The 20,047-nt window shown below is 63.3% G+C and carries 20 protein-coding genes; 12 read left to right on the top strand and 8 right to left on the bottom strand.

The window, feature by feature from the left end:
- Window positions 1-23: 23 nt before the first annotated feature.
- Together PSN43_RS15765 and PSN43_RS15760 are read right to left on the bottom strand one after the other, a co-directional pair.
- Window positions 24-878 (bottom strand): ubiquinone/menaquinone biosynthesis methyltransferase, encoded by an 855-nt coding sequence (locus PSN43_RS15765; protein ID WP_272701699.1) that lies wholly within the window; start codon window positions 876-878, stop codon window positions 24-26.
- Window positions 878-1,072, bottom strand: a complete 195-nt coding sequence (locus PSN43_RS15760; RefSeq protein ID WP_272701698.1) for a hypothetical protein — start codon at window positions 1,070-1,072, stop codon at window positions 878-880. Before PSN43_RS15760 ends, PSN43_RS15765 begins: the two co-directional genes overlap by 1 nt.
- Window positions 1,073-1,341: 269 nt before the next feature.
- Between PSN43_RS15760 and PSN43_RS15755 the strand changes: the two genes are divergently transcribed.
- Both PSN43_RS15755 and PSN43_RS15750 read left to right on the top strand, forming a co-directional pair.
- Window positions 1,342-1,683, top strand: a complete 342-nt coding sequence (locus tag PSN43_RS15755; RefSeq protein WP_272701697.1) for a DMT family protein — start codon at window positions 1,342-1,344, stop codon at window positions 1,681-1,683.
- 258 nt (window positions 1,684-1,941) lie between these two features.
- A complete protein-coding gene (locus tag PSN43_RS15750; protein ID WP_272701696.1) occupies window positions 1,942-2,178 on the top strand; it encodes a hypothetical protein in 237 nt (78 codons plus the stop codon).
- Between the two features lie 28 nt (window positions 2,179-2,206).
- Here PSN43_RS15750 and PSN43_RS15745 read toward each other — a convergent pair whose 3' ends face one another.
- The 5 genes from PSN43_RS15745 to PSN43_RS15725 form a co-directional block, all read right to left on the bottom strand.
- A complete protein-coding gene (locus tag PSN43_RS15745; RefSeq protein ID WP_272701695.1) occupies window positions 2,207-3,139 on the bottom strand; it encodes a hypothetical protein in 933 nt (310 codons plus the stop codon).
- A 262-nt stretch (window positions 3,140-3,401) separates the two neighbouring features.
- Window positions 3,402-5,948 carry a preprotein translocase subunit SecA gene (gene secA, locus PSN43_RS15740; protein ID WP_272701694.1) on the bottom strand — a complete coding sequence of 849 codons (2,547 nt, stop codon included), beginning with the start codon at window positions 5,946-5,948 and terminating at the stop codon, window positions 3,402-3,404.
- Window positions 5,949-6,208: 260 nt separating this feature from the next.
- On the bottom strand, window positions 6,209-7,351 hold the full coding sequence (locus tag PSN43_RS15735; RefSeq protein WP_272701693.1) for a (Fe-S)-binding protein: 1,143 nt from the start codon (window positions 7,349-7,351) through the stop codon (window positions 6,209-6,211).
- Window positions 7,352-7,432: 81 nt separating this feature from the next.
- Window positions 7,433-8,821: an FAD-binding oxidoreductase gene (locus tag PSN43_RS15730; protein WP_272701692.1), complete on the bottom strand. Its 1,389-nt coding sequence runs from the start codon at window positions 8,819-8,821 to the stop codon at window positions 7,433-7,435.
- Between the two features lie 58 nt (window positions 8,822-8,879).
- Window positions 8,880-9,881 carry a DUF3089 domain-containing protein gene (locus PSN43_RS15725; protein ID WP_272701691.1) on the bottom strand — a complete coding sequence of 334 codons (1,002 nt, stop codon included), beginning with the start codon at window positions 9,879-9,881 and terminating at the stop codon, window positions 8,880-8,882.
- A gap of 42 nt (window positions 9,882-9,923) precedes the next feature.
- On the opposite strand from PSN43_RS15725, the gene PSN43_RS15720 reads away from it, so the two are divergent.
- A complete protein-coding gene (locus PSN43_RS15720; RefSeq protein ID WP_272701690.1) occupies window positions 9,924-10,382 on the top strand; it encodes a hypothetical protein in 459 nt (152 codons plus the stop codon).
- A 1,004-nt stretch (window positions 10,383-11,386) separates the two neighbouring features.
- Here PSN43_RS15720 and PSN43_RS15715 read toward each other — a convergent pair.
- Window positions 11,387-12,493 carry a Gfo/Idh/MocA family protein gene (locus tag PSN43_RS15715; RefSeq protein WP_272701689.1) on the bottom strand — a complete coding sequence of 369 codons (1,107 nt, stop codon included), beginning with the start codon at window positions 12,491-12,493 and terminating at the stop codon, window positions 11,387-11,389.
- Window positions 12,494-12,601: 108 nt separating this feature from the next.
- Between PSN43_RS15715 and PSN43_RS15710 the strand changes: the two genes are divergently transcribed.
- The 9 genes from PSN43_RS15710 to smpB all read left to right on the top strand — a co-directional run bounded on the left by PSN43_RS15710 (window position 12,602) and on the right by smpB (window position 19,889).
- Window positions 12,602-13,003 carry a YraN family protein gene (locus tag PSN43_RS15710; protein ID WP_272701710.1) on the top strand — a complete coding sequence of 134 codons (402 nt, stop codon included), beginning with the start codon at window positions 12,602-12,604 and terminating at the stop codon, window positions 13,001-13,003.
- Window positions 13,000-13,830: a 16S rRNA (cytidine(1402)-2'-O)-methyltransferase gene (gene rsmI / locus PSN43_RS15705; protein ID WP_272701688.1), complete on the top strand. Its 831-nt coding sequence runs from the start codon at window positions 13,000-13,002 to the stop codon at window positions 13,828-13,830. The genes PSN43_RS15710 and rsmI overlap by 4 nt, the downstream gene beginning before the upstream one ends.
- A 457-nt stretch (window positions 13,831-14,287) precedes the next feature.
- On the top strand, window positions 14,288-15,262 hold the full coding sequence (gene bioB / locus PSN43_RS15700) for a biotin synthase BioB (protein ID WP_272701687.1): 975 nt from the start codon (window positions 14,288-14,290) through the stop codon (window positions 15,260-15,262).
- Window positions 15,263-15,267: 5 nt separating this feature from the next.
- Entirely contained in the window at window positions 15,268-15,840 is a 573-nt protein-coding gene (locus PSN43_RS15695; protein ID WP_272701686.1) for a biotin transporter BioY, read from the top strand.
- Between the two features lie 77 nt (window positions 15,841-15,917).
- A complete protein-coding gene (locus tag PSN43_RS15690) occupies window positions 15,918-16,466 on the top strand; it encodes a biotin transporter BioY (protein WP_272701685.1) in 549 nt (182 codons plus the stop codon).
- Window positions 16,467-16,477: 11 nt separating this feature from the next.
- On the top strand, window positions 16,478-17,269 hold the full coding sequence (locus PSN43_RS15685) for a PTS system mannose/fructose/sorbose family transporter subunit IID (protein ID WP_272701684.1): 792 nt from the start codon (window positions 16,478-16,480) through the stop codon (window positions 17,267-17,269).
- Window positions 17,270-17,318: 49 nt separating this feature from the next.
- Complete coding sequence (locus tag PSN43_RS15680) at window positions 17,319-17,624, top strand: HPr family phosphocarrier protein (RefSeq protein WP_272701683.1); 306 nt, start codon at window positions 17,319-17,321, stop codon at window positions 17,622-17,624.
- Window positions 17,625-19,406 (top strand): phosphoenolpyruvate--protein phosphotransferase, encoded by a 1,782-nt coding sequence (gene ptsP / locus PSN43_RS15675; protein ID WP_272701682.1) that lies wholly within the window; start codon window positions 17,625-17,627, stop codon window positions 19,404-19,406.
- A gap of 3 nt (window positions 19,407-19,409) precedes the next feature.
- The gene (smpB, locus tag PSN43_RS15670; protein ID WP_272701681.1) at window positions 19,410-19,889 is read left to right on the top strand and encodes an SsrA-binding protein SmpB; all 480 of its coding nucleotides are present in this window, start codon (window positions 19,410-19,412) and stop codon (window positions 19,887-19,889) included.
- Window positions 19,890-20,047 lie beyond the last annotated feature (158 nt).

Genomic DNA, 20,047 nt, shown 5'->3' with positions numbered 1-20,047 from the left:
CGGGCCTTCGCCGCGCCCGAGCGTCACTTCCGTTTCCCGGAAGCGCCTTTTTTTCCGCGGACGCCTTTGCCCTTGGAAGCGGCCTTGACGGGAACAGCCGGTTCGGGAGCCGGAACGGAGGCGGCTTCACCCGCGCCCGGTTTCTCGGCCACATGCAGATAGACGATGCCGGACATCATCGGCACATTGTAAACCCGCTCGAAGCCCGCTTCAAGCAGTTCCGCGCCCAACGCCCGCTCATCGGGAAAGGTCTTGATGGTCTCGGCCAGGTAGCGGTACGCGCCCGGGTCTCCGGAAATGCGGTCGCCCAGGAACGGCAGGACCTTGTCGAGATAAAAATTGTACAGTCCCTTCCAGACCCGCTTGGACCCGGTGCCGAATTCGAGGATGCAAAGCCGCGCTCCGGGTTTCAGAACCCGCAGGAACTCGGCGTAGGCGTCCGACCGGGGCAGGATGTTGCGGATGCCGAAGGCGATGGTCGCCGCGGCCATGCAGTTGTCGGGCAGAGGCAGGCTGCGGCCGTCGGCCTGAACCGGGAAAATCCGCTTTTCCCGCCCGCGCCTGAGTTTCTTGGCCTTGCCGTTCTCCAGCATGGGCAGGGCGAAATCGAGCGCCGCCACCCGGCAGTCGGGATACTGCCTGAGCAGCTCCACGGACACGTCCATGGTGCCTGCGGCAAGATCAAGGATCGTGCCTCCGGCTTCGGGACGGGCCGCCTTGGCCAGGCGGTATCGCCAGTAAATATCCTGGCCCCCGGACAGGGCGTGATTGAGAAAGTCGTACCATCCGGCGATGCGGCCGAACATGTCCGCCACCCGCCTGCCGTGCTCGGCAGGGGTGGAGGCCCCGGTATGGGACTCGCATTCGGAAGCGGCCATTATTCGCTCTCTTCCGCCGTTTCCATGCGGTACGAGTCGTCCCCGGCGGTCACGCCGGTGATGGTGCGCATAATGTCTTTGTAAATGACGTCGAAATTCTGGCCGAAGTTCGAGGGGGAGATACGTCCCACCTCTATGAACTTGATGACCACTTCCTTGGCCACCTGCAACGCCTGCTTGTCGTACTTGTCCATGCTCTCGCTCCCGGTCGTCAAAGGAAAACCGCCCGGTGGGAAATGGCCTTGACCAACACAGTCAGGGTAGCCGGGCGGGGAAAAGAGAAAAACCTGAAAGCCCCTCTCTTTTTTCGGGTTCCGTAGCACGCGCCGCCCCTGTTCGTCGAGGGATTTACGGAACGTAAAAAAACGTCCCGCCGCACGTTTTTCGCTGGACCGGTGGACCGCCCGCGCCATAGTTTCGACCGGGCCCGCTGCGCCGGGCACTCTTCCGCATCGAGACATCCATGAAAACGCCTCTTTTCACCGCCCTGCTGCTCACGGCCTCCAACGTGTTCATGACCTTCGCCTGGTACGCCCACCTCAAGGAGCTGAACCAGCGGCCGTGGTACGTGGCGGCCCTGGTGAGCTGGGGCATCGCCCTGTTCGAATATCTCATCCAGGTCCCGGCCAACAGACTGGGCTACACCGAGCTGACCCTGCCGCAGCTCAAGATCATGCAGGAGGTCATCGCACTGGCCGTATTCGCGCCCTTCTGCCTGTTCTACATGCACCAGCCCCTCAAGCTCGACTACCTGTGGGCGGCCCTCTGCCTGCTCGGGGCGGTCTACTTCATCTTCCGGTCCTGACGGGACATCGGGCGGCGCAGCGAAACGGACGCTTGCCGATCGCTTCGCGAAACCGTCTCGCGACCGTCCCGGGTCCGTTGACCCGCTTGCCACAATCCGTCGGCGCTGCTACAGAACCGGCAGGACTATTTCCGGACTTCTTCCCAATAAGCGGCCCTGTTCGCGAACTTCTCCCCACGCTCAGGCCGCAACGCCTTTCCTGTCCGGGATTGCCTCAATTCAGCGATCAGCCGCAGCAACGGCCGCACGGAGGAGCGAATGAGCAGAGACGAACTTTCACGGCTGATGGGCGACACCCTTTCCAATCCCGACATGATCCGCGAGGCCATGGCCATCAAGGACCGCCCGGCTCTCGAATCCTACATCCAGGATCGCGGCTACGATCTCAGCCGCGAAGAGCTGGACGAAATATGGGAGCTGGCCTCCAAGGTCCTGAACGGTTCCGGCGAACCGGCAAGCGCCGCCCGCTGGCGGCTCGACACCTTGAGCCGGTAGCCGCCTCCGCCGGACCGGAGACCTCCCGTCAGAATCGCCAAAGGATGCGGGCGAATCCGCCCAGGGCGTTGTCCAGATTGTGGGAGGACTTGTACGAGCCCGCCTTGTTGTAGAGCTTGTATTTCCTGTTGTAGTGATATTCCGGCCCGATGCTCAGGGTCAGATGCTCATTGGGCAGGTAGTCCAGGTAAACGCCTATCTTGGAGCGGACCAGGCCGAGATAGCCCCCGCCATAAATCGGATTGTCCGCGGCAAGGCGATAGGTCTTGTCCTGGGTGGAAAAGGCGAAGTTCAGGCCGAGGCTTTCCGATCCGGGCTTGGCGGCCTCCACCAACCCGATGGCTTCGAGCGTCTTGCGCAGGGTCTTCTGCGAAACGGCCACGGCCAGGCCGAATTCCACATCGCCGAACAGGTCGCTGTTCAGGGCCGACACGGCCACGGTCTTGGCGGTGATGCCCAGCATCCAGCCGTCCCAGAAATCATAGGCCACCCCGCCGTCGAAACCGACACCCACGGCTCCGGGCGCGCTCTCCTCGAAAGAGGCGTCCACTTCCCCGTTGACCCAATACCGCCAATCGTCGGCGAACTTGTTGTTCAGCAGCCGGGCCTGCACGGTGATGTCGTGCAGCGAAGTCCACGGGACGATTTCGCTGCCCGAGTTGAAGCGGCTGGCCAACTGCGACTTGTTGACCCAGTTGAAGGTGGAAAGCTCGTAGGAAAGGTGAAAGATGGAGTAATCGGCGGACAGGGAGTTGTGAAAAACGCTCACGCTGCCCAGGCCGTTGGTGAAATCCGCCTCGCCCACGTATCCCGTGGCCGCCTGCAACTGGAGGTCCTGACTCACGTTGGTCGGAGCCGCCACGAGGAACCCCGGTTCGTTGCCCATGCTCACAGCCGTCTGGGCCAACGCACCGGGAACGCAGACAAGAAGAAAAAGGAACATGCTGAAGAGACGGATCATGCGGGGATGTTTACACCCTCGCATGTGCGAACGCAATACGCCCGCACAGGGGCGGCGCACAAAAAGGAACTGTCCGCTTATCTCGCTGGAAAGGCACACACCTGCCCCATACGCCGCGATAGCCGGATGCTTTCGCCCAGATTATCCCCCTATGCGCCTTCGCCCCCCTATGGCGTTCAGCGGCGAAAGCGTGATTCAAGCATGAAGAAAGGCCCGGTCCGGCAAAAGCCGGACCGGGCCTGGTATACGGGTCGCGCCGGGCCTATGCGCCGCAGCACTTCTTGTATTTCTTGCCGCTGCCGCAGGGGCAGGGGGCGTTGCGGGATATCTTGGCGTCCTTTCTCACTGTGGCGGCCTTCTTCTCCTGGGAGGACTCGTGGTCCGTGTACTGGAGATCGTCCGTGTCCTCGTGCTTGAACTCGTCGTCGCGGACCTCGGCCTGAATGCGCAGGTGGGAGAAGGCGCGCAGGGCGTTCTCCTTGAGCGTGTAGATCAACTCGGAGAAAAGCTCGAAACCTTCGCGCTTGTACTCCTGCTTGGGGTCCTTCTGGCCGTAGCCGCGCAGGCCGATGCCGTCGCGCAGGTGGTCCATGTTGAGCAGATGCTCCTTCCAGTTGCGGTCGAGCGAGTCGAGCAGGAAGTAGCGCAGAATTTCCTGGTAATGCTCGCCGGTGGAAGCGCGCAGATAGGCGAAGATTTCATCCACCCATTTGCGGGCCTGCTCCATGTCGGGCAGACCGGATTTGCCCCAGCCCTCGAACCGCTCGAAATTAAAGACTTCCTCCAGACGGGCGCGCACGGACTCTTCGGTGTCCTTGTCCGCACCGCCCTTCATGTCCAGGGCGGGCTGAAGGATTTCCTCCAGCAGATCGGCGGCGTAGTCCAGGGCGATGGGTTCGACTTCCTTGCTCTCCATGAGTTCGCGGCGCAGGCCGTAGATGGCCTCGCGCTGCTGGTTCATGACGTCGTCGTATTCCAGGAGCTGCTTGCGGATTTCGTAGTGATGCGCTTCCACCCGTGTCTGGGACTTCTCGATGGCGTTGGAGACCATCTTGTTCTCGATGGCCATGCCGTCTTCGAGGCCGAGCTTCTCCATGATGCCCTTGAGGCGGTCGGAGCCGAACAGGCGCATGAGGTCGTCATCCAGGGCGAGGTAGAAACGGGACGAACCCGGGTCGCCCTGACGGCCCGCGCGGCCGCGCAACTGGTTGTCGATGCGCCGGGACTCGTGGCGCTCGGTGCCGATGATATGCAGGCCGCCCAATTCGCGGACGCCCTCGCCGAGCTTGATGTCGGTGCCGCGGCCGGCCATGTTGGTGGCGATGGTCACTTTGCCCTTGTGGCCCGCTTCCAGGACGATCTCCGCCTCGCGCTCATGCTGCTTGGCGTTGAGCACGTTGTGCGGGACCTTCAGTTGCTTGAGCAGATTGGAAAGAATTTCGGACTTCTCGATGGAGACCGTGCCGACCAGGGTGGGCTGGCCGCGCCGGTAGCATTCCTTGATGTCCTCGGCGATGGCCTTGTACTTCTCTTCCTGGGTCTTGTAGATCGAATCCGCGTTGTCCTGGCGGACCATGGGCATGTTGGTCGGGATGACCACCACCGGAAGACCGTAGATCTGCTGGAACTCCACGGACTCGGTGTCGGCGGTGCCGGTCATGCCCGCCAGCTTCTCGTACATGCGGAAATAGTTCTGGAAGGTGATGGAGGCGAGCGTCTGGTTTTCGGCCTCGACCTTGACGTTTTCCTTGGCCTCGATGGCCTGGTGCAGACCGTCGGAAAGGCGTCGTCCCGGCATGAGGCGGCCGGTGAACTCGTCGACCAGGACCACCTGATCTTCCTTGACGATATACTCCACGTCGCGCTGGAAGCAATGGTGCGCCTTGACCGCCTGCAACACGTGATGCTGGTAGGAAATATTCTGCGGGTCGAACAGGTTGTCGATGCCGAGAAGACCCTCGATCTTCTCCACGCCCGCGTCCGTCAGGGTGATGGACTTGGTCTTCTCGTCCAGCACGAAATCGCCGTCGGGCACGGCATCCTTGTCCTCGGGGTCCGTGGGGCTGGACTTGACCAGCTTGGGCACGATGGCGTCCACGCGGCGGTACAGCCCGGAGGATTTCTCGCCGGGACCGGAAATGATGAGCGGGGTCCGCGCTTCGTCGATGAGGATGGAGTCCACTTCGTCGACGATGGCGAAGTTGAGCGGCCGCTGGACCAACTGCTCCTTGTAGAACTTCATGTTGTCGCGCAGGTAGTCGAAACCGAACTCGTTGTTGGTCCCGTAGGTGATGTCGGCCCGGTAGGCCTCCTGGCGCTCCTGATCGTTCAGGCCGTGGACGATGACGCCGTAGGTCAGTCCGAGGAAATTGTAGAGCTGGCCCATCCACTCGGCGTCGCGCTTGGCCAGGTAGTCGTTGACCGTGACAACGTGGACGCCCTTGCCTGCCAGGGCGTTCAGAACCACGGCCAGGGTGGCGACGAGCGTCTTGCCTTCACCGGTCTTCATCTCCGCGATCTTGCCCTGGTGCAGGACGATACCGCCGATGAGCTGCACGTCGAAGTGGCGCATGGGGGGATCGAATGCGCGCCTGCCCGCCTCGCGTACCAGGGCGAAACACTCGGGCAGCAGGTCGTCCAGGTTTTTCTCGCCCGCGGCCACCTGTCCCTTCCAGGCCGCGACCTTGGCCGGAAAGTCGGCGTCGGAAAGGGCTTGCATCTCCGGTTCGAACGCGTTGATCTGCGCGATGATCGGCTTGAGTTTCTTCAGGTATCGGTCGTTTTTGGAACCGAAGATCTTTTTGAGCATATGGGGGTTCTCCAGAAAAATCTTTGGCGGCCCGAATATGCGTGGCCGCAAACGCTGTTGTGCATGATAAAGTCGGAAACCGGAAAGTCAACGCGACAATCGCGTGACAGGCTCCTTTCCCTCGGCGCAGTCAGGGATAGCACAAAGCGGGCCGGGCGTAAAAGGCGCGGTCGGTCCCGGCGGACCGGGCGAAACAGCTCCACAGCACCAAACGGGAACTTGGTCGCCGGAATCAGCCAAGAAGCGGCCGCCGTACGCGCCTAGACTATGATTTCAAGCCAATGCCCCACCTTCACGCCCTCCGGCGCGGTGGCCGAGAGCTGCGCCAGACAGGCGGAGCAGCCCGACAGGACAACCTCCGCGTCCCGAAGCGTTTCCCAGCACTGCCGGTTGACGGGTTCGGTCAGTTCGGGCGCGGCCAGGCGCATGACTCCGCCGAAGCCGCAACATTCCTTGTCCGTCGCCGCGATCAGCCGCCCGCCGAGCGCCTCCCGCAGCAACACACGGTCCGGGTCATCCTTGCCCGCATGACAGGGGTGATGATAGCCGAGCCGCTCGGGCGCGCCATCGGTCATCGTAAATTCCACGCTACGGACGGCAACCGACAGGGGGAGGAGAGACTCGCTCCATTGCGTCCGCTCCGCATCGGACTCGAAACAATCGTAGGCGGCCAGCCCCGCGAGGCAGGAGGCGCAGAAGACGACAATGCGCGGCCGCCCGGCCTCGCGCCAGACCGCCACATTCCGCTCGGCCATTCTTCGCGCCTCATCCGCGAACCCGGCTCCCTTGAGGCCCGAGCCGCAACAGGCGAACTCGCCCGGCAGGACTTCGACGCCCAGGCCGTCCAGCAGCCGCAGCGCGGCCATGAGCCAGCGCCCCTGAACATAGTTGGCCGTGCAGCCCGCGAACAAAAGCATCCTCTCGCCCCGATGCGTGTCGGGAAAAGCCTTCGGCCTCAGGAAGGGATTAAGCCCCGGCCCGCCGGTCATGCCCGCGAGCATCTTGAGCATGGGGCCGAGCTTCTCGGTTCGGAACCGCTCCGGAACGAGTCCGGCGGCCTTGGAGCCAGGCGACCAGAGCTGCCGGGCGCGGGTCAGCCAGGTCTTCCACAACCACGACTTGAAATTCGGATGCGCTCCGCGCAGGGCCGCCACCAGACCGGGCACGTCCTGCCCCTGCGAGCAGACCTCGCGGCACCGGCCGCAGCCCAGGCAAAATCCGGCGAGCCGGGCGGCGTCCACCTCGGACAGCCGTCCCGGGTCCTCGGCCAGCACGCGGCAGAGGTCGGACTTGGAGCGGGGGCCCAGTTCCTCGCGGCCGGTGGCCCGCAGAAGCGGGCAGACCTGAAGACACTTGCCGCAAAGGATGCAATGGGAAACGTGTTGGGAAATGCGATCGGACATGGATTAGGTCCTACCCGCGTCGGCGGGCCTTGGCAACAACCCGGCCGGGAGCGGGAAGCCCCAACGCGAACCGGGACGAACCTACCACCCCTTGCCGGGATTCATGATCTCGTTGGGATCGAAGACGCGGCGCACCGCTTCCATGACGCGCAACGGTTCCGCGCCAAGCTGCTCCGGCACGAAGGACGCCTTGGTCAACCCCGTGCCGTGCTCGCCCGAGATGGTCCCGCCCAGCTCCACGGCAGTCCGGAAAAGGCGTTCCTTGACCCGATGGGCGGCGCTGACCTCGTCCGGCTTTTCCGCGTCATGCATGATGTTGGTGTGGATATTGCCGTCGCCCAGATGACCATAGCAAAGCACCGGCAGCCCGGCGTCCAGGCCCGCCTGATGGGCTATGCGCACCAGCTCGGGCACCCGGCCCCGCGGCACGGACAGGTCTTCCGAGAGCTTGTTGGGCTTGAGCCGGTAGGACCCCGGAGAGATGTCCCGACGAGCGGCCCAGACAGCCTCCTCGGCCGCGCCTTCGCCCACCTCGACAGAGACCGGCCCCACCGGACGCAGCGCCTCGCGCAGCCGCCGGATCTCGGCGGCCACTCCTTCGGGCGTGCCGTCGAACTTGAAGAGCAGCGCGGCCTGCGCCTCCTCGGCCAGGGGAATGTCGCCGCCCAAGCGCACGGCCTTGAGCGTGGTGGCGTCCATGAATTCGCAGGCGCAGGGAAGCAGCCCGGCGCCGAACACGGCCATGGCCCCGTCCATGGACGCGGCCAGATCGGCGAAACCCACCAGGACCGAGCTGGATGTTTCAGGCAGGGGGATGAGCTTGACCGTGGCCCGGGTTATGAGCCCGAGCTTGCCGTCCGCGCCCACGAAAAGCCGCTTCAAGTCGAGACCGACCACGTCCTTGTGGGACCGGCCGCCCATGGTCAGCGTCCGGCCGCCGGGCAACACGGCTTCGAGGCCGAGCACCCAGTCGCGGGTCACGCCGTATTTGACCGCCCGCAGCCCGCCCGCGCAGGTGGAAATATTCCCGCCCATGGTGGAAATCTTCACGCTGGCCGGGTCCGGCGGATAGAACAGCCCCTTCCCGGCGCACGCCTGTTGGAAATCGGAGGTAATCACCCCCGGCTCCACCTCGGCCGCAAAATCCCGTTCGGAGATGTCGATGATCCGGTTCATGCGCAGCAGCGAAACGGTCACGCCGCCCCATAAGGGCACCGTGTTGCCCACCTGTCCGGTGGCCCTGGCCCTGGGGTAGACGGGCATCCGTTCAACATCGGCCCAGCGCAGCAGCTCGACCACCTGTTCCCTGCTCTCGGGCCGGACAGCGGCCCACGGCATGGCCCGCCTGCGGCTGGCGTCGGTGGAAAAGGCGTTGAGCTGCTCGGTATCGAGCACGCACCCGTCCCCGGGGAAAAGATCGGACAGGAAGGCCCTGTGGGCTGGGGTCAAGGACATGGCGTATTGCGGCATGGAGCGAACCTAAAGGGGCGGCGGCGGACCTGTCAATGGCGAGCCGGGGACTCCGCGCCTAGTCGCAGCCGTAATGCCTGAACCATGCTTCGATCCGCTCGTTCACGTTGCGCTGGATGTTGCGGTACCAGAATGCGTAATCATACTTGTGCAACACCCCCGGAGGGAAATGCCCGGCTTTGAACGTGTCCGGCGGCGAGGCCACCAACGCACCGGTGGCGAGGTCGATGCGTGCGCCCGAATACTGCGGCACGATGCGCAAGACCTCACCCTTGGCGTCATCGAAGAAGACCGCCCCCAGGTTCAGGCTGCGGTCGGCCGGGGTGTCGTCGGTCCGCCAGTTGAGCGGATTGATGCAGATGGCGCCCGGCAGCAGCACCGGCGACCCGGTCGCGCCCGCGGCCTGGGTGTTCCAGGACACCACCACCCCTACGTCGTCGGCACCCCGCGCGGGCTTGATCCACGTATGGCGCGCGAGGTCCTCGCGGGTAACGGAATAGCCGATGACATAAGCGGCCACGAGCTTCTTGCGCAGGGCCGGATTCTTGAACCGGCTGAACAACAGATCGAGCAGGACCACCGACCCCTGGCTGTGGGCGGCCAAAATAAACGGACGTCCGTCGTTCAGGTAATTCAAATAGTAATCGAAGGCCCGGTGCACATCGTCCGCCCCGATTCGGAAATAACGGTCCTGGATCATGTCCCGTTCCGGATCAAGGCTGGCGAGCGTCACCTGGCGATAATACGGTGCGAACAGGTTCGCCGAGGACGAATACGCTCCGGCCTGGGCGTTGAGCAGTCCCAGCACGTCGGCCCGGAGCGCCTCGTCGAACACATCCATGTTCTTCGGCGAATCAGCATAATAAATTGTCGGGTAGACGTAGAACACATCCACATCCTTGTCCGGCCGCTCGGACAGCGCGGCCCAACTGACCGGTTGGGCATAATCCGGACAAGGGGGAATGCAATCGTCCGCGCGCGAATCCGCTGCGGACGACGTTGCGCACAAGAATCCAACACAAAGGAATAAGGAGAAAATTACGGTCCTGATGAAGCGCATGGGCATCTCCTTGTCGTTTTTATCACATGAGTAGCAGCTCATATGAAAAAAATAAAGCTGCGGCGCAAAAAAATGGAATGCGACGCGCGGATTTTCGGCTTTATTTTTTGGGGGGGGGAAGGGGAGGTGAAAGCGCGGGGATATTTTCGCGCTTCGCGGCAGACCGCGTACGTCATCCTTACTTTTTATTTCGCCTTTACGGCGACTTCCTTTTTTGCTGGCGCAGAAAAAAGGAAGCAAAAACTGCGCTTTTTGGCCCTTTCGGCTCCCGAAAGCAGTGGCCAAGAGCCTGTAGCGGCTTTCGCTGCCCGACAGGATGTCCGTCTGCGACGGACGCAGTCGGCCCACGCTTCGCCGCTTCAGACAGGCTCTAGGCCCCGGCTTTCGAACGTCTCCCGCGCAAGCGAGGTACTGTCTTCCAACGCGGAAAAGCCTATTTGCCGCTCTTCGTTATCGAAGCCGCTGCCCGAATCCATCCCAAAGGCGACACTATTCAACTAGCCCCCCCCTACGAGCACCAGCCCTGGATCAGCGGACTAGAAGCCGACCGCGAAGGGGCGGCGGCTCCGGTGACGAGGAAGGAAGGACCTGCGAGAGTGGGAAGCGGAGCACCGGGGAAGGACCTATACTTTTGCTCGGATGGAGCCGACCCGAGCGGATCGGATTCTTGTCGATGATCCTGCGGGCGGCCTTCCTTATTTGTTTTTTTAGGAGGAGCGCGTGAAGGTGTGCCGCGCTTCGCGACAAACCGAGCGCGTTCTCCTCACGTTTTGTTTCGCCTTTACGGCGACTTCCTTTTTTACTGGCGCAGAAAAAAGGAAGCAAAAACTGCGCTTTTCGGCCCTTTCGGCTCCCGAAAGCAGTGGCCAAGAGCCTGTAGCGGCTTTCGCTGCCCGACAGGATGTCCGCCTGCGGCGGACGCAGTCGGCCTACGCTTCGCCGCTTCAGACAGGCTCTAGGCCCCGGCTTTCGAACGTCTCCCGCGCAAGCGAGGTACTGTCTTCCAACGCGGAAAAGCCTATTTGCCGCTCTTCGTTATCGAAGCCGCTGCCCGAATCCATCCCAAAGGCGACACTATTCAACTAGCCCCCCTACGAGCTCTAGCCCTGGATCAGCGGACTAGAAGCCGACCGCGAAGGGGCGGCGGCTCCGGTGACGCGGAAGGAAGGGCTGGCGAGAGTGGGAAGCTGGCCAGCGGGAAAGGGCTTATACTTTTGCTCGGATGGAGCCGACCCGAGCGGATCGGATTCTTGCCGATGATCCCGGGGGCGGCCGCGCTAGGAAAAGGCCCTTTTCTTTCGTCTATTTCTTTTGGGCCAGCAAAAGAAATGGACCCCGCCGGGAGGGCATGGAAGCTGTGGGCGGCATAGCCGCCCACACGGGCTCTCGCGCCAAAGGCGCGCCTGCCTCAACAAGCTAGCGCACCTCCCAGCGTAAAAAGCCCCACTTAATTATGCCAAATAAAAGGCCGTCCATCGGGCGGCCTTCCCCCTCCAAATCCGATCCTAATCCACTGCCAGCCAGGCGGTATCGTTCCTCGAACTCTCCAAACACGCTTCCATGAAACGGATGCCGCGAACGCCGTCTTCCCCGGTGGGGAAATCCACGGATGCACCTGTGGCGATGGTATCGCAAAACGCCTTGTAGATGTTGGCGAAGGCGAGCAGCCAACCCTCGGGATGTCCTGCCGGGGTGTGGGAATAGGCCATGGCTCCGGGCAGCAGCGCGGGAGCGCCCCGGGTGATGATCCGCGCGGGCTCGTTGAGCGGCATATACCGCAAGTGGTCGGGGTCTTCCTGGAACCATTCCAGGCCGCCCTTGTTGCCGAAGATGCGCAGCTTCAGCCCGTTGACCATGCCGATGGCGGCCTGGGAATACCAGTACACCCCGCGCGCGCCGGTGTCGTACTCGGTCAGAATGACGCCGTTGTCGTCGAGCATCCGTCCTTCCACCAGGGAATCGAGCCGGGCGGCGAGCCGGGTCAGCCTGAGGCCGGTGACATGGGGCACCAGGTATTCGATGTGCGACCCCACATCGCCGAGCGACAGGGTCCCGCCGCTGCGATCGGGATCGGCCCGCCAGGCCGCCTGGACGTGCCCGGTATTCTCCAGCGGCTCGGCCAGCCATCCCTGCGGGTACTCGCAGTTGACGAAACGAATCTCGCCGATGTCGCCGCGCGCGATCATTTCCCGCATCTGCCTGACCATGGGATAGCCCGCATAGGTATAGGTCATGCCGAGGATGAGCCCCCTTTCGCGGGCCATGCCCACCAGTTCCTCGGCCTGGGCGGAGGTATGGGTGAACGGCTTGTCGCACATGACGTTGATGCCGCTCTTGAGGCACGCCTTGACGTTGGGATAGTGGGCTTCGTTGGAAGTGACCACCACTGCAAAATCGATATCCCCGGCCTCCAGACGGGCCAGCTCCTCCGGGGTCGCGTACACCCGGTCCTCGTCCAGACCGAGCTCCCGGCCCAGGAACCGGCTTTTTTCCAAGTCCCTGGAGAAACACCCCGCCACAAGACCGGCCTGCCCGTTCAATGACAATGCGCGCCGGTGCACGTCGCCGACAAAAGCTCCGGGGCCGCCGCCGATCATGGCATATTTGAGCATATCTTCACCTCTTTTTTGTTGAAAGCATACACCATGTCGCGCCGTCCGGGAACCCCGCAGGCCGGTTCCGCTGGCATAGCCGAACGCCCTGTGCTATCCCTTTCGGCCATGGGATTCCTGACCAGAATAATGCCCCTGAAACGGACCGCGCACACCGGCGCTCCGGGCGAAGACGCGGCCGCGCGGCATCTCGAATCCAGGGGATTCAAAGTGCTGGCCCGCAACTGGCGATACCGCCAATGGGAGCTGGACCTGGTCTGCCGCGACGGGGACACCGTTGTCTTCGTCGAGGTCAAGACCCGCCGCGCCGGGTCCATGGCCGCGCCGGGCGAGGCCCTGACGCGCGCCAAGCAGGCCCGCCTCATCAAGGCGGCCAGCCACTACCTTACCGAGCACGACCTCTGGGACGAGCCGTGCCGGTTCGACCTGGCCTCGGTCACGGACACAGGCGCGTCCCTGGACGTGGAAATTGAGGAGAACGTCTTTCAACTGGACGGACAAAGAGCATGAGCGAAAACGGCATTCTGTTTGTAGTGGCAACCCCTCTGGGCAACGCGGACGACCTGTCGCCCCGGGCGCGCAACGTCCTCATGGACGCGGACGTGATACTGGCCGAGGACACCCGAAGGGCCGGGCTGCTGTTCAAGCGGCTTGGGCTGGCCCGCCACGGCAGGCTGATTTCCTTTTTCGAGCACAACGAGGACAAGAAGCTGCCTAAGGTCCTGGACCTGCTGGGCGAAGGATTGTCCGTGGCGCTCATTTCGGACGCGGGCACCCCGCTCCTGTCCGACCCCGGCTTCACCCTCGTTCGCGCCTGCCGCGAGCAGGGATTCCGAGTCACGCCGGTGCCCGGCCCCAGCGCGCCGGTCACGGCCCTGTCCGCCTCGGGACTGCCCCCCCTGCCCTACACTTTCCTGGGATTCCCGCCGCGCAAGAAAAGCCAGACGGAAAAGCTCTTTGCCGCCCACCGCGACACCGGGGCCACCCTGGTCCTGTTCGAACGCAAGACGAGACTGGCGGGCACGCTGGCCATCGCCCGCGACATTCTTGGGGACCGCGACTTCTGCGTGGCCCGGGAGCTGACCAAGGAGTACGAGGAGTTCCTGCGCGGCAACCTCGGTTCCCTCGACGAGTTCGACTTCGAACTGCGCGGCGAGCTGACCGTAATCATCGGGCCTGGCGGCGGCTCGGACGGCGAGGCCGACGAAGCGGCCATCCTTGAGCGCATCGCCGAGGAATCCGAGGCCGGAGGCAAGCCCAAGGAGATCGCCCGGAGGGTGGCCGAGCGGAGCGAGGGCTGGACGGCCAAAGAAGTCTACGCCCTCATGCGCGACTGACCCGATCTCGCGCAATAAACCGGAAGGCCGGGAGCGGAATCAATCCGCTCCCGGCCTTCCGGTTTTGCAACAGGCTTCGAAACGCGTCTAGTTGCCGTACAGGGAGTCCTTGTGGAAGAAACAATAGAAGTCTCCGGACTCGGTGAACAGGCCGGAAAGGCGGCGGGAGCAACGGGCGGTCATGCGGGACACGAACGGGCAGCAATTCCCGACAAACGTGCGGACGGCCGTCCCCAGGCTCGCCAGCAGAAACATCAACGCAATAACCAGAACCCCACCCACAAAAAACATACTCGCTTCCATCTGCTTGAACCTCCGAAAAATTTTGAACGGCGGCAATTCTACCCTTTTGCGCTCCCGGCGCAACCCTGTTTGAAAATTCTTTTCTTCACATTCCCGGCCCTTCCCGTCTTCGGCCCGGCTTGACTTATCCGTGCGGCTGCACCACAAATTTCCCATGAACCTGACCGCCATCGCCAGCAAGGCCCTCGACGGAGTCCCGCCCTCCGACGCCGAGATATTGTTCCTTATCGAACTAGCCCCGGACCGCCTGCCGGAGCTGCTCGCCCACGCCCACCGGATGCGCGCCGCCAACTTCGGCGACGAGGTGGGATTATGCGCCATCGTCAACGCCAAGTCCGGGACCTGTTCCGAGGATTGCGCCTTCTGCGCCCAGTCCGGGCATCACGCGGCCGAAAGCCCGGAATACCCCCTGATGGACGCGGAAGATATCGCGGCCGCCGGGGCGCGAGCCAAGGCCGCCGGGGCCTCCCGGTTCGGCATCGTGGCTTCCGGCAAGCTGGTTGGCGGAGCCGACCTGGACGGATTCGAGGCGGCGGTGCGGAGCGTGGCCGCACAGGGGCTCGTTCCCGATCTGTCTCCGGGCATTCTCGACCGGGGACAGCTTAAACGGCTGAAAAACGCCGGTCTGCGCGGGTATCATCACAACCTGGAAACCTCGGCGAGCCACTTCCCGAAAATGTGCACCACCCACGCCTATGAAGAGGACGTGAACGCAGTGCGGGCCGGACTCGACGCCGGGCTCTACGTCTGCTCCGGCGGCATCTTCGGCATCGGCGAGACCTGGGACGACCGCGTGGAGCTGGCCCTGCTCCTGCGCGGACTGGGCGTGCCGTCCGTACCCATGAATTTTCTGACGCCCATCCCGGGCACTCCGCTTGAGGACCGCGCCCCGCTCTCACCGGAGGAGGCCCTCAAGATCATCGCCCTGTACCGGTTCCTGTTGCCCGACAGGCAATTGCGCATATGCGGAGGACGCCCCACGGTCTTCGGACCTGACCGCCGAGACGAGGTGCTGACCGCCGGAGCAAGCGGCCTGATGATCGGCGACTACCTGACCACCCGGGGCGGCGACGCCCGCGAAGATATTGCGGCCGTGCGCCGCGCCGGGCTGACCCCGGCCAAGGAGTGATCCACATGTCCCGAAACGCCCTGCCCGACTCCCCCCTGTCCTCGCTCCACAAGCTGGTCTGGACCGCGCTTTGCGCCGCCCTCATCGGGGCCGGAGCATACCTGATCGTGCCCATCGGCCCCGTGCCGGTGTCCATGCAGCCCTTCTTCATATTCCTGGCCGGATACCTGCTCGGCCCCAGGCACGCGGTCCTGGCGATGGGCCTGTACCTCCTGGCCGGGACCATCGGCCTGCCCGTATTCGCGGGCGGCAAGTCCGGGCTCGGCTATCTGCTCGGGCCCACCGGCGGCTACCTCGTCGGTTTCCTGGGCACGGCCTTCGTTTGCGGCCTGGCCCGCACCCGGGAAGGCGCCCTGCCGTGGTTCCGAGGCGCATTGGCCGGACTGGCAGCCGTGAGCATCGCCTACGCCATGGGCGCGGCGTGGCTCAAAATCGTGCTGGATGTGAGCTGGACCAAGGCCGCGGCGGTGGGCGTGCTGCCCTTCATCCCCTGGGACATCCTCAAGGTGGTCGTGGCGCTGGCCTGCGCCCGTTACATGGTCCGCCTGGGCCTGACGCCCGACGGCCGGCAGGCGTAACCGCCCGCCCCCACTGGACAGCCGGGGGCGTCTGTGCTTTGATGCGCTCCCGCCCATAACCTGATAGGATGTCCACAATGAAGACCACGTCCCTGACCGATATCCACCGCCTGACCTGGACCGCGCTCATGGCCGCCCTCATCGGGGCCGGAGCCTACCTGAACCTGCCCATCGGACCGGTTCCCGTCTCCCTGCAAACCTTTTTCGTCGCCCTGGCCGGGTTCGCGCTGGGCCCCAAACGGGGCGCGCTGGCCGTGGGCCTCTATCTCCTGGCCGGAATAGCCGGGCTGCCCGTTTTCGCGGGCGGCAAGTCAGGCATCGGGCACCTGTGCGGCCCCACCGGCGGATTCCTGATCGGATTCGTCTTCTACGCGTTCATCGCCGGACTGGCCCGCGCCGACGAAAACATCTCCTGGGCGCGCGGATTCGTCTTCGGCATCCTGGGCATGGTTGTCCTCTTCGCCCTGGGTGCGGTCTGGCTCAAACTTTCCCTCGACCTGACCTGGGCCAGGACCTGGGCGGCGGGAGTGGCCCCGTTCATTCTCTGGGGACTCATCAAGACTTCGCTCGCCGTCATCACGGGCAGACACCTCATCCGCGCCGGGCTCCTGCCCATGCGCACCTGAGAGAACTGCCAATGGCGGTTCACGGTTTCCCCCGGCTACAGGCCGACACCAAAACGATGGCCTTCCTGCGCAGCTTCCTGCGCTGCTATCTGGCGGGCGCGGCCTTCAATACGCGGGGGATGCAGAACATAGGACTCATGTACGCCATGCAGCCGGGGCTCCGGGCCATCCACCAGGACCCCAAGGAACTCCGCACCGCCCTCAAGCGGTACGCGCGGCACTACCAATCGCACCCCTTCTGGACCCCATGCATGGTCGGCATCCTCCTGAACGTGGAAACGACCATCAGCGCGGGGCACTTCCCGGCGCACATGCTGGCCAAGGTCCGCGACACCACCAGCTACACCCTGTCCGCCATCGGCGATTCCGTCTTCGCGGGCAGCCTGCTCATCTTCTGGGCGTTGCTGACCATCTGCCTGCTCCTGACCGGACACCCGGTCACGGCCTTCATGCTGGGACTGTTCATGTTCATCGGGCTCCAGGCGTTCCGCGCATACACCTTCGCGGGCGGGGTGAAACAGGGATTCCGCTTCCTGGAAAAACTCCGGCGGTGGGACCTCATCAACTGGGGCACCAAAGTCAAGTATGCCAACGCGGCCCTGCTGCTGTGGCTATGGACGCTCATCTGGCCGCGCCCCTACGACTGGTGGGAATTCGTCATCGGCCTGTCCGCGCTCATGCTTTTCGGACGCTACGTGCGCACCGGCATCCTCTCGCGGGTGCTGGCCGTGGCCGTTTTCGTCGGCTTCATCGAACTTTTTCCATGGATCGAGACGCTGGCCGAACACGCTTTTGGCTTGTGATTTCCTTCCCAATCAGACATAACCACGACGTGAAAAGCAGGTTTGGATAATGACGGAAGCAAACAATAATACCGACGAAGCGCCAGGATACCTATCAAGAAAGGTGATCGTCGCCTCCGAAAACGGACTGCACGCCCGGCCCGCCGGACGACTGGCGCAGGAGGCTCAGGCCTTCGAATCGAACATCTCCCTGGTTCACGAAGGCCAGACGGTGGACGCCAAGTCCATCCTTGATATACTCACCCTGGCCGCAGGCCCGGGCAACATGGTGGAGCTTCGCGCCGTGGGCGCGGACGCCGAAGCCGCACTCAATCGGCTCGAGGCGTTGTTCCTGAACAAATTCGAAGAGGCATAAATGGCAGACACGACCCTCACGGGCATACCGGTCGCCACCGGCATTGCCATCGGCAAGGCCTTTTTCGTCAACCGGAATCATATGGCGAACCTGCCCAGGCAGATCGTCGCCGCAGAAGACATGCCCGCGGAGATCGAACGACTCCACGCCGCTTTCAAATCCGTGGAAAAGGAACTGGCCGCAATCCGCGAACAGGTGCCCGAAGAACTCAAGAGCCACGGTTCCCTCATCGACACGCATCTGATGATGCTCAAGGACCCCAAGCTGTCCGGGTCCGCCGAAAAATACATCGAGACCTTGGGCCTGAACGCGGCCTGGGCGCTCGAAAAGGCCGTCTCCGACCAGGAGAAAGCCTTCGAGGCCATCAAGGACCAGTATATCCGCGAGCGAATGCAGGATGTGCGCGTGGTGGCCGAAAAGGTCCAGATCAAACTCATGGGCGTGAAATCCGACCTGAGTTCCATCTCCGGCCGGGCCATCATCATGGCCCACGACCTGACCCCGGCGGACACCGTCGAGCTCCAGGTGGACAAGATCATGGCCTTCGCCACCGTGCGCGGCGGCAAGACCTCCCACACCGGCATCATGGCCCGTTCCCTGAACATCCCCGCCCTGGTCGGCGTGGGCCGACTGGAGGAAGTCCACGACGGCGACCTGGTCATCATCGACGGCCTGACCGGAAAAATCGTGGTCAATCCCACCGAAGCGGAGCTGGCCGACTACAACGAGCGGGCCGCCCTGTTCGAGGACTACACCCGCAAAATCCGCCGCCACTGCCACCTGCCCGCCGAGACCTTCGACGGCTCACGGGTCATGGTCCAGGCCAACATCGAGCTGGTGGAGGAAGTCACGGCCGTCCTGGACAACGGCGGCGAGGGCGTGGGCCTATACCGCACCGAATACGCCTATCTCAACCGGACCAGCCTGCCCACAGAGGATGAGCTGGCCGAAAAATACATCGACCTGGCCGCCATCATGGCCCCGCGAAAGGTGGTTTTCCGCACCCTGGACCTCGGGAGCGACAAGTTCATCTCCACCTTCGGCGAGCTGAACGAGAGCAACCCGGCCATGGGCCTGCGCGCCATCCGCTTCTGCCTCAAGAATCCGCAGCTGTTCAAGACGCAGCTTCGTGCCATCCTGCGCGCCTCGGCCTACGGCAACGTCTCGCTCATGTTTCCCATGATCTCCGGCGTCAAGGAAGTCCGCCAGGCCAAGGCGTGGCTGGCGCAGGCGAAAGCCGAACTGCGCCGCGAAGGCGTGAAGTACGATCCCGACATGCCGCTCGGGACCATGATCGAACTGCCCGCCGCAGTGTTCATCGCCGAGTTCCTGGCCCACGAGGTGGACTTCTTCTCCATCGGGACCAACGACCTCATCCAGTACTCCATCGGCGTGGACCGGACCAACCGCCACGTGTCCTATCTATACCAGCCCCTGCACCCCGCGACCCTGCGGGCCATCAAATTGGTGGTTGACGCAGCGCACCAGGCGGGCATAGAAGTGTCCCTTTGCGGTGAGGTGGCATCGGACCCGTTCTGCGTGCCCATACTGCTCGGAATGGGCATCGACTCCATCTCCATGACTCCCCAGGCCATACCCGGTATCAAGCGGATCATCCGGCAGACGAACATGCACGACTGCCGGCTGCTCCTCAAGGATGTCCTGGAATGCCGCACGGTCAGCCGCATCAACAACCTGGTGATGGACAACATCTTCAAGCACTTTCCAGAGGAAGTCACCTTCTTCTCCTCCCTGCTCGAAAACGACGAGCAACCCAGTTAAATCATGGCCAAAAAGAAAAAGAACAAGACTCTTTCCCCCGACACCATCGCCGTCAACAAGCAGGCCCGCCGCCTCTACGAGATCCTTGAGACCTTCGAGGCAGGCATCTCCCTTGTCGGCTCCGAGGTGAAATCCCTGCGCAGCGGTCAAGTCTCGTTCAAGGACGGCTACGTCTCCTTCCGCTCCGGCTCCGCCTTCCTGGTGGGCGTCCATATCGCCCCCTACGAAAAGACCGGCGTCTACGACCAGCACGACCCCGAACGCGCCCGGCGGCTGCTCCTGCACAAGCACGAAATAGACCTGCTCCAAGCCAAAACCGACCAAAAGGGCCTCTCCGTGGTTCCCATGAAGATGTATTTCAGCCACGGCAAGGTCAAAGTCCAACTCGGCCTCGGACGCGGCAAAAACGTCCACTCCAAAAAGCAGGACCTCAAGGAACGCGACATCAGCCGCGACACCCAGCGTCAGTTGGCTTCGTACTGATAGCTTTTTTTGCCTCCGGCGGCCGGGGGAAGGGGAGAAGGAAACCCTTTTGAAAAGGGCTTTGTGCAACCAGGAACATGGGTAACACTTCTGCCCGGGAACATAGGTAACACTTTTACCGTTTCTGTTTCGGCTCCGGGGGCCTGATCAGGCCCCCG

Origin of the sequence: Desulfovibrio sp. Fe33, from assembly GCF_028532725.1 — a bacterium.
Classification (GTDB): domain Bacteria; phylum Desulfobacterota; class Desulfovibrionia; order Desulfovibrionales; family Desulfovibrionaceae; genus Pseudodesulfovibrio.
The sequence above is the reverse complement of the archived record's forward strand: the minus strand, read 5'-3'. Positions and strand labels throughout refer to the sequence as shown.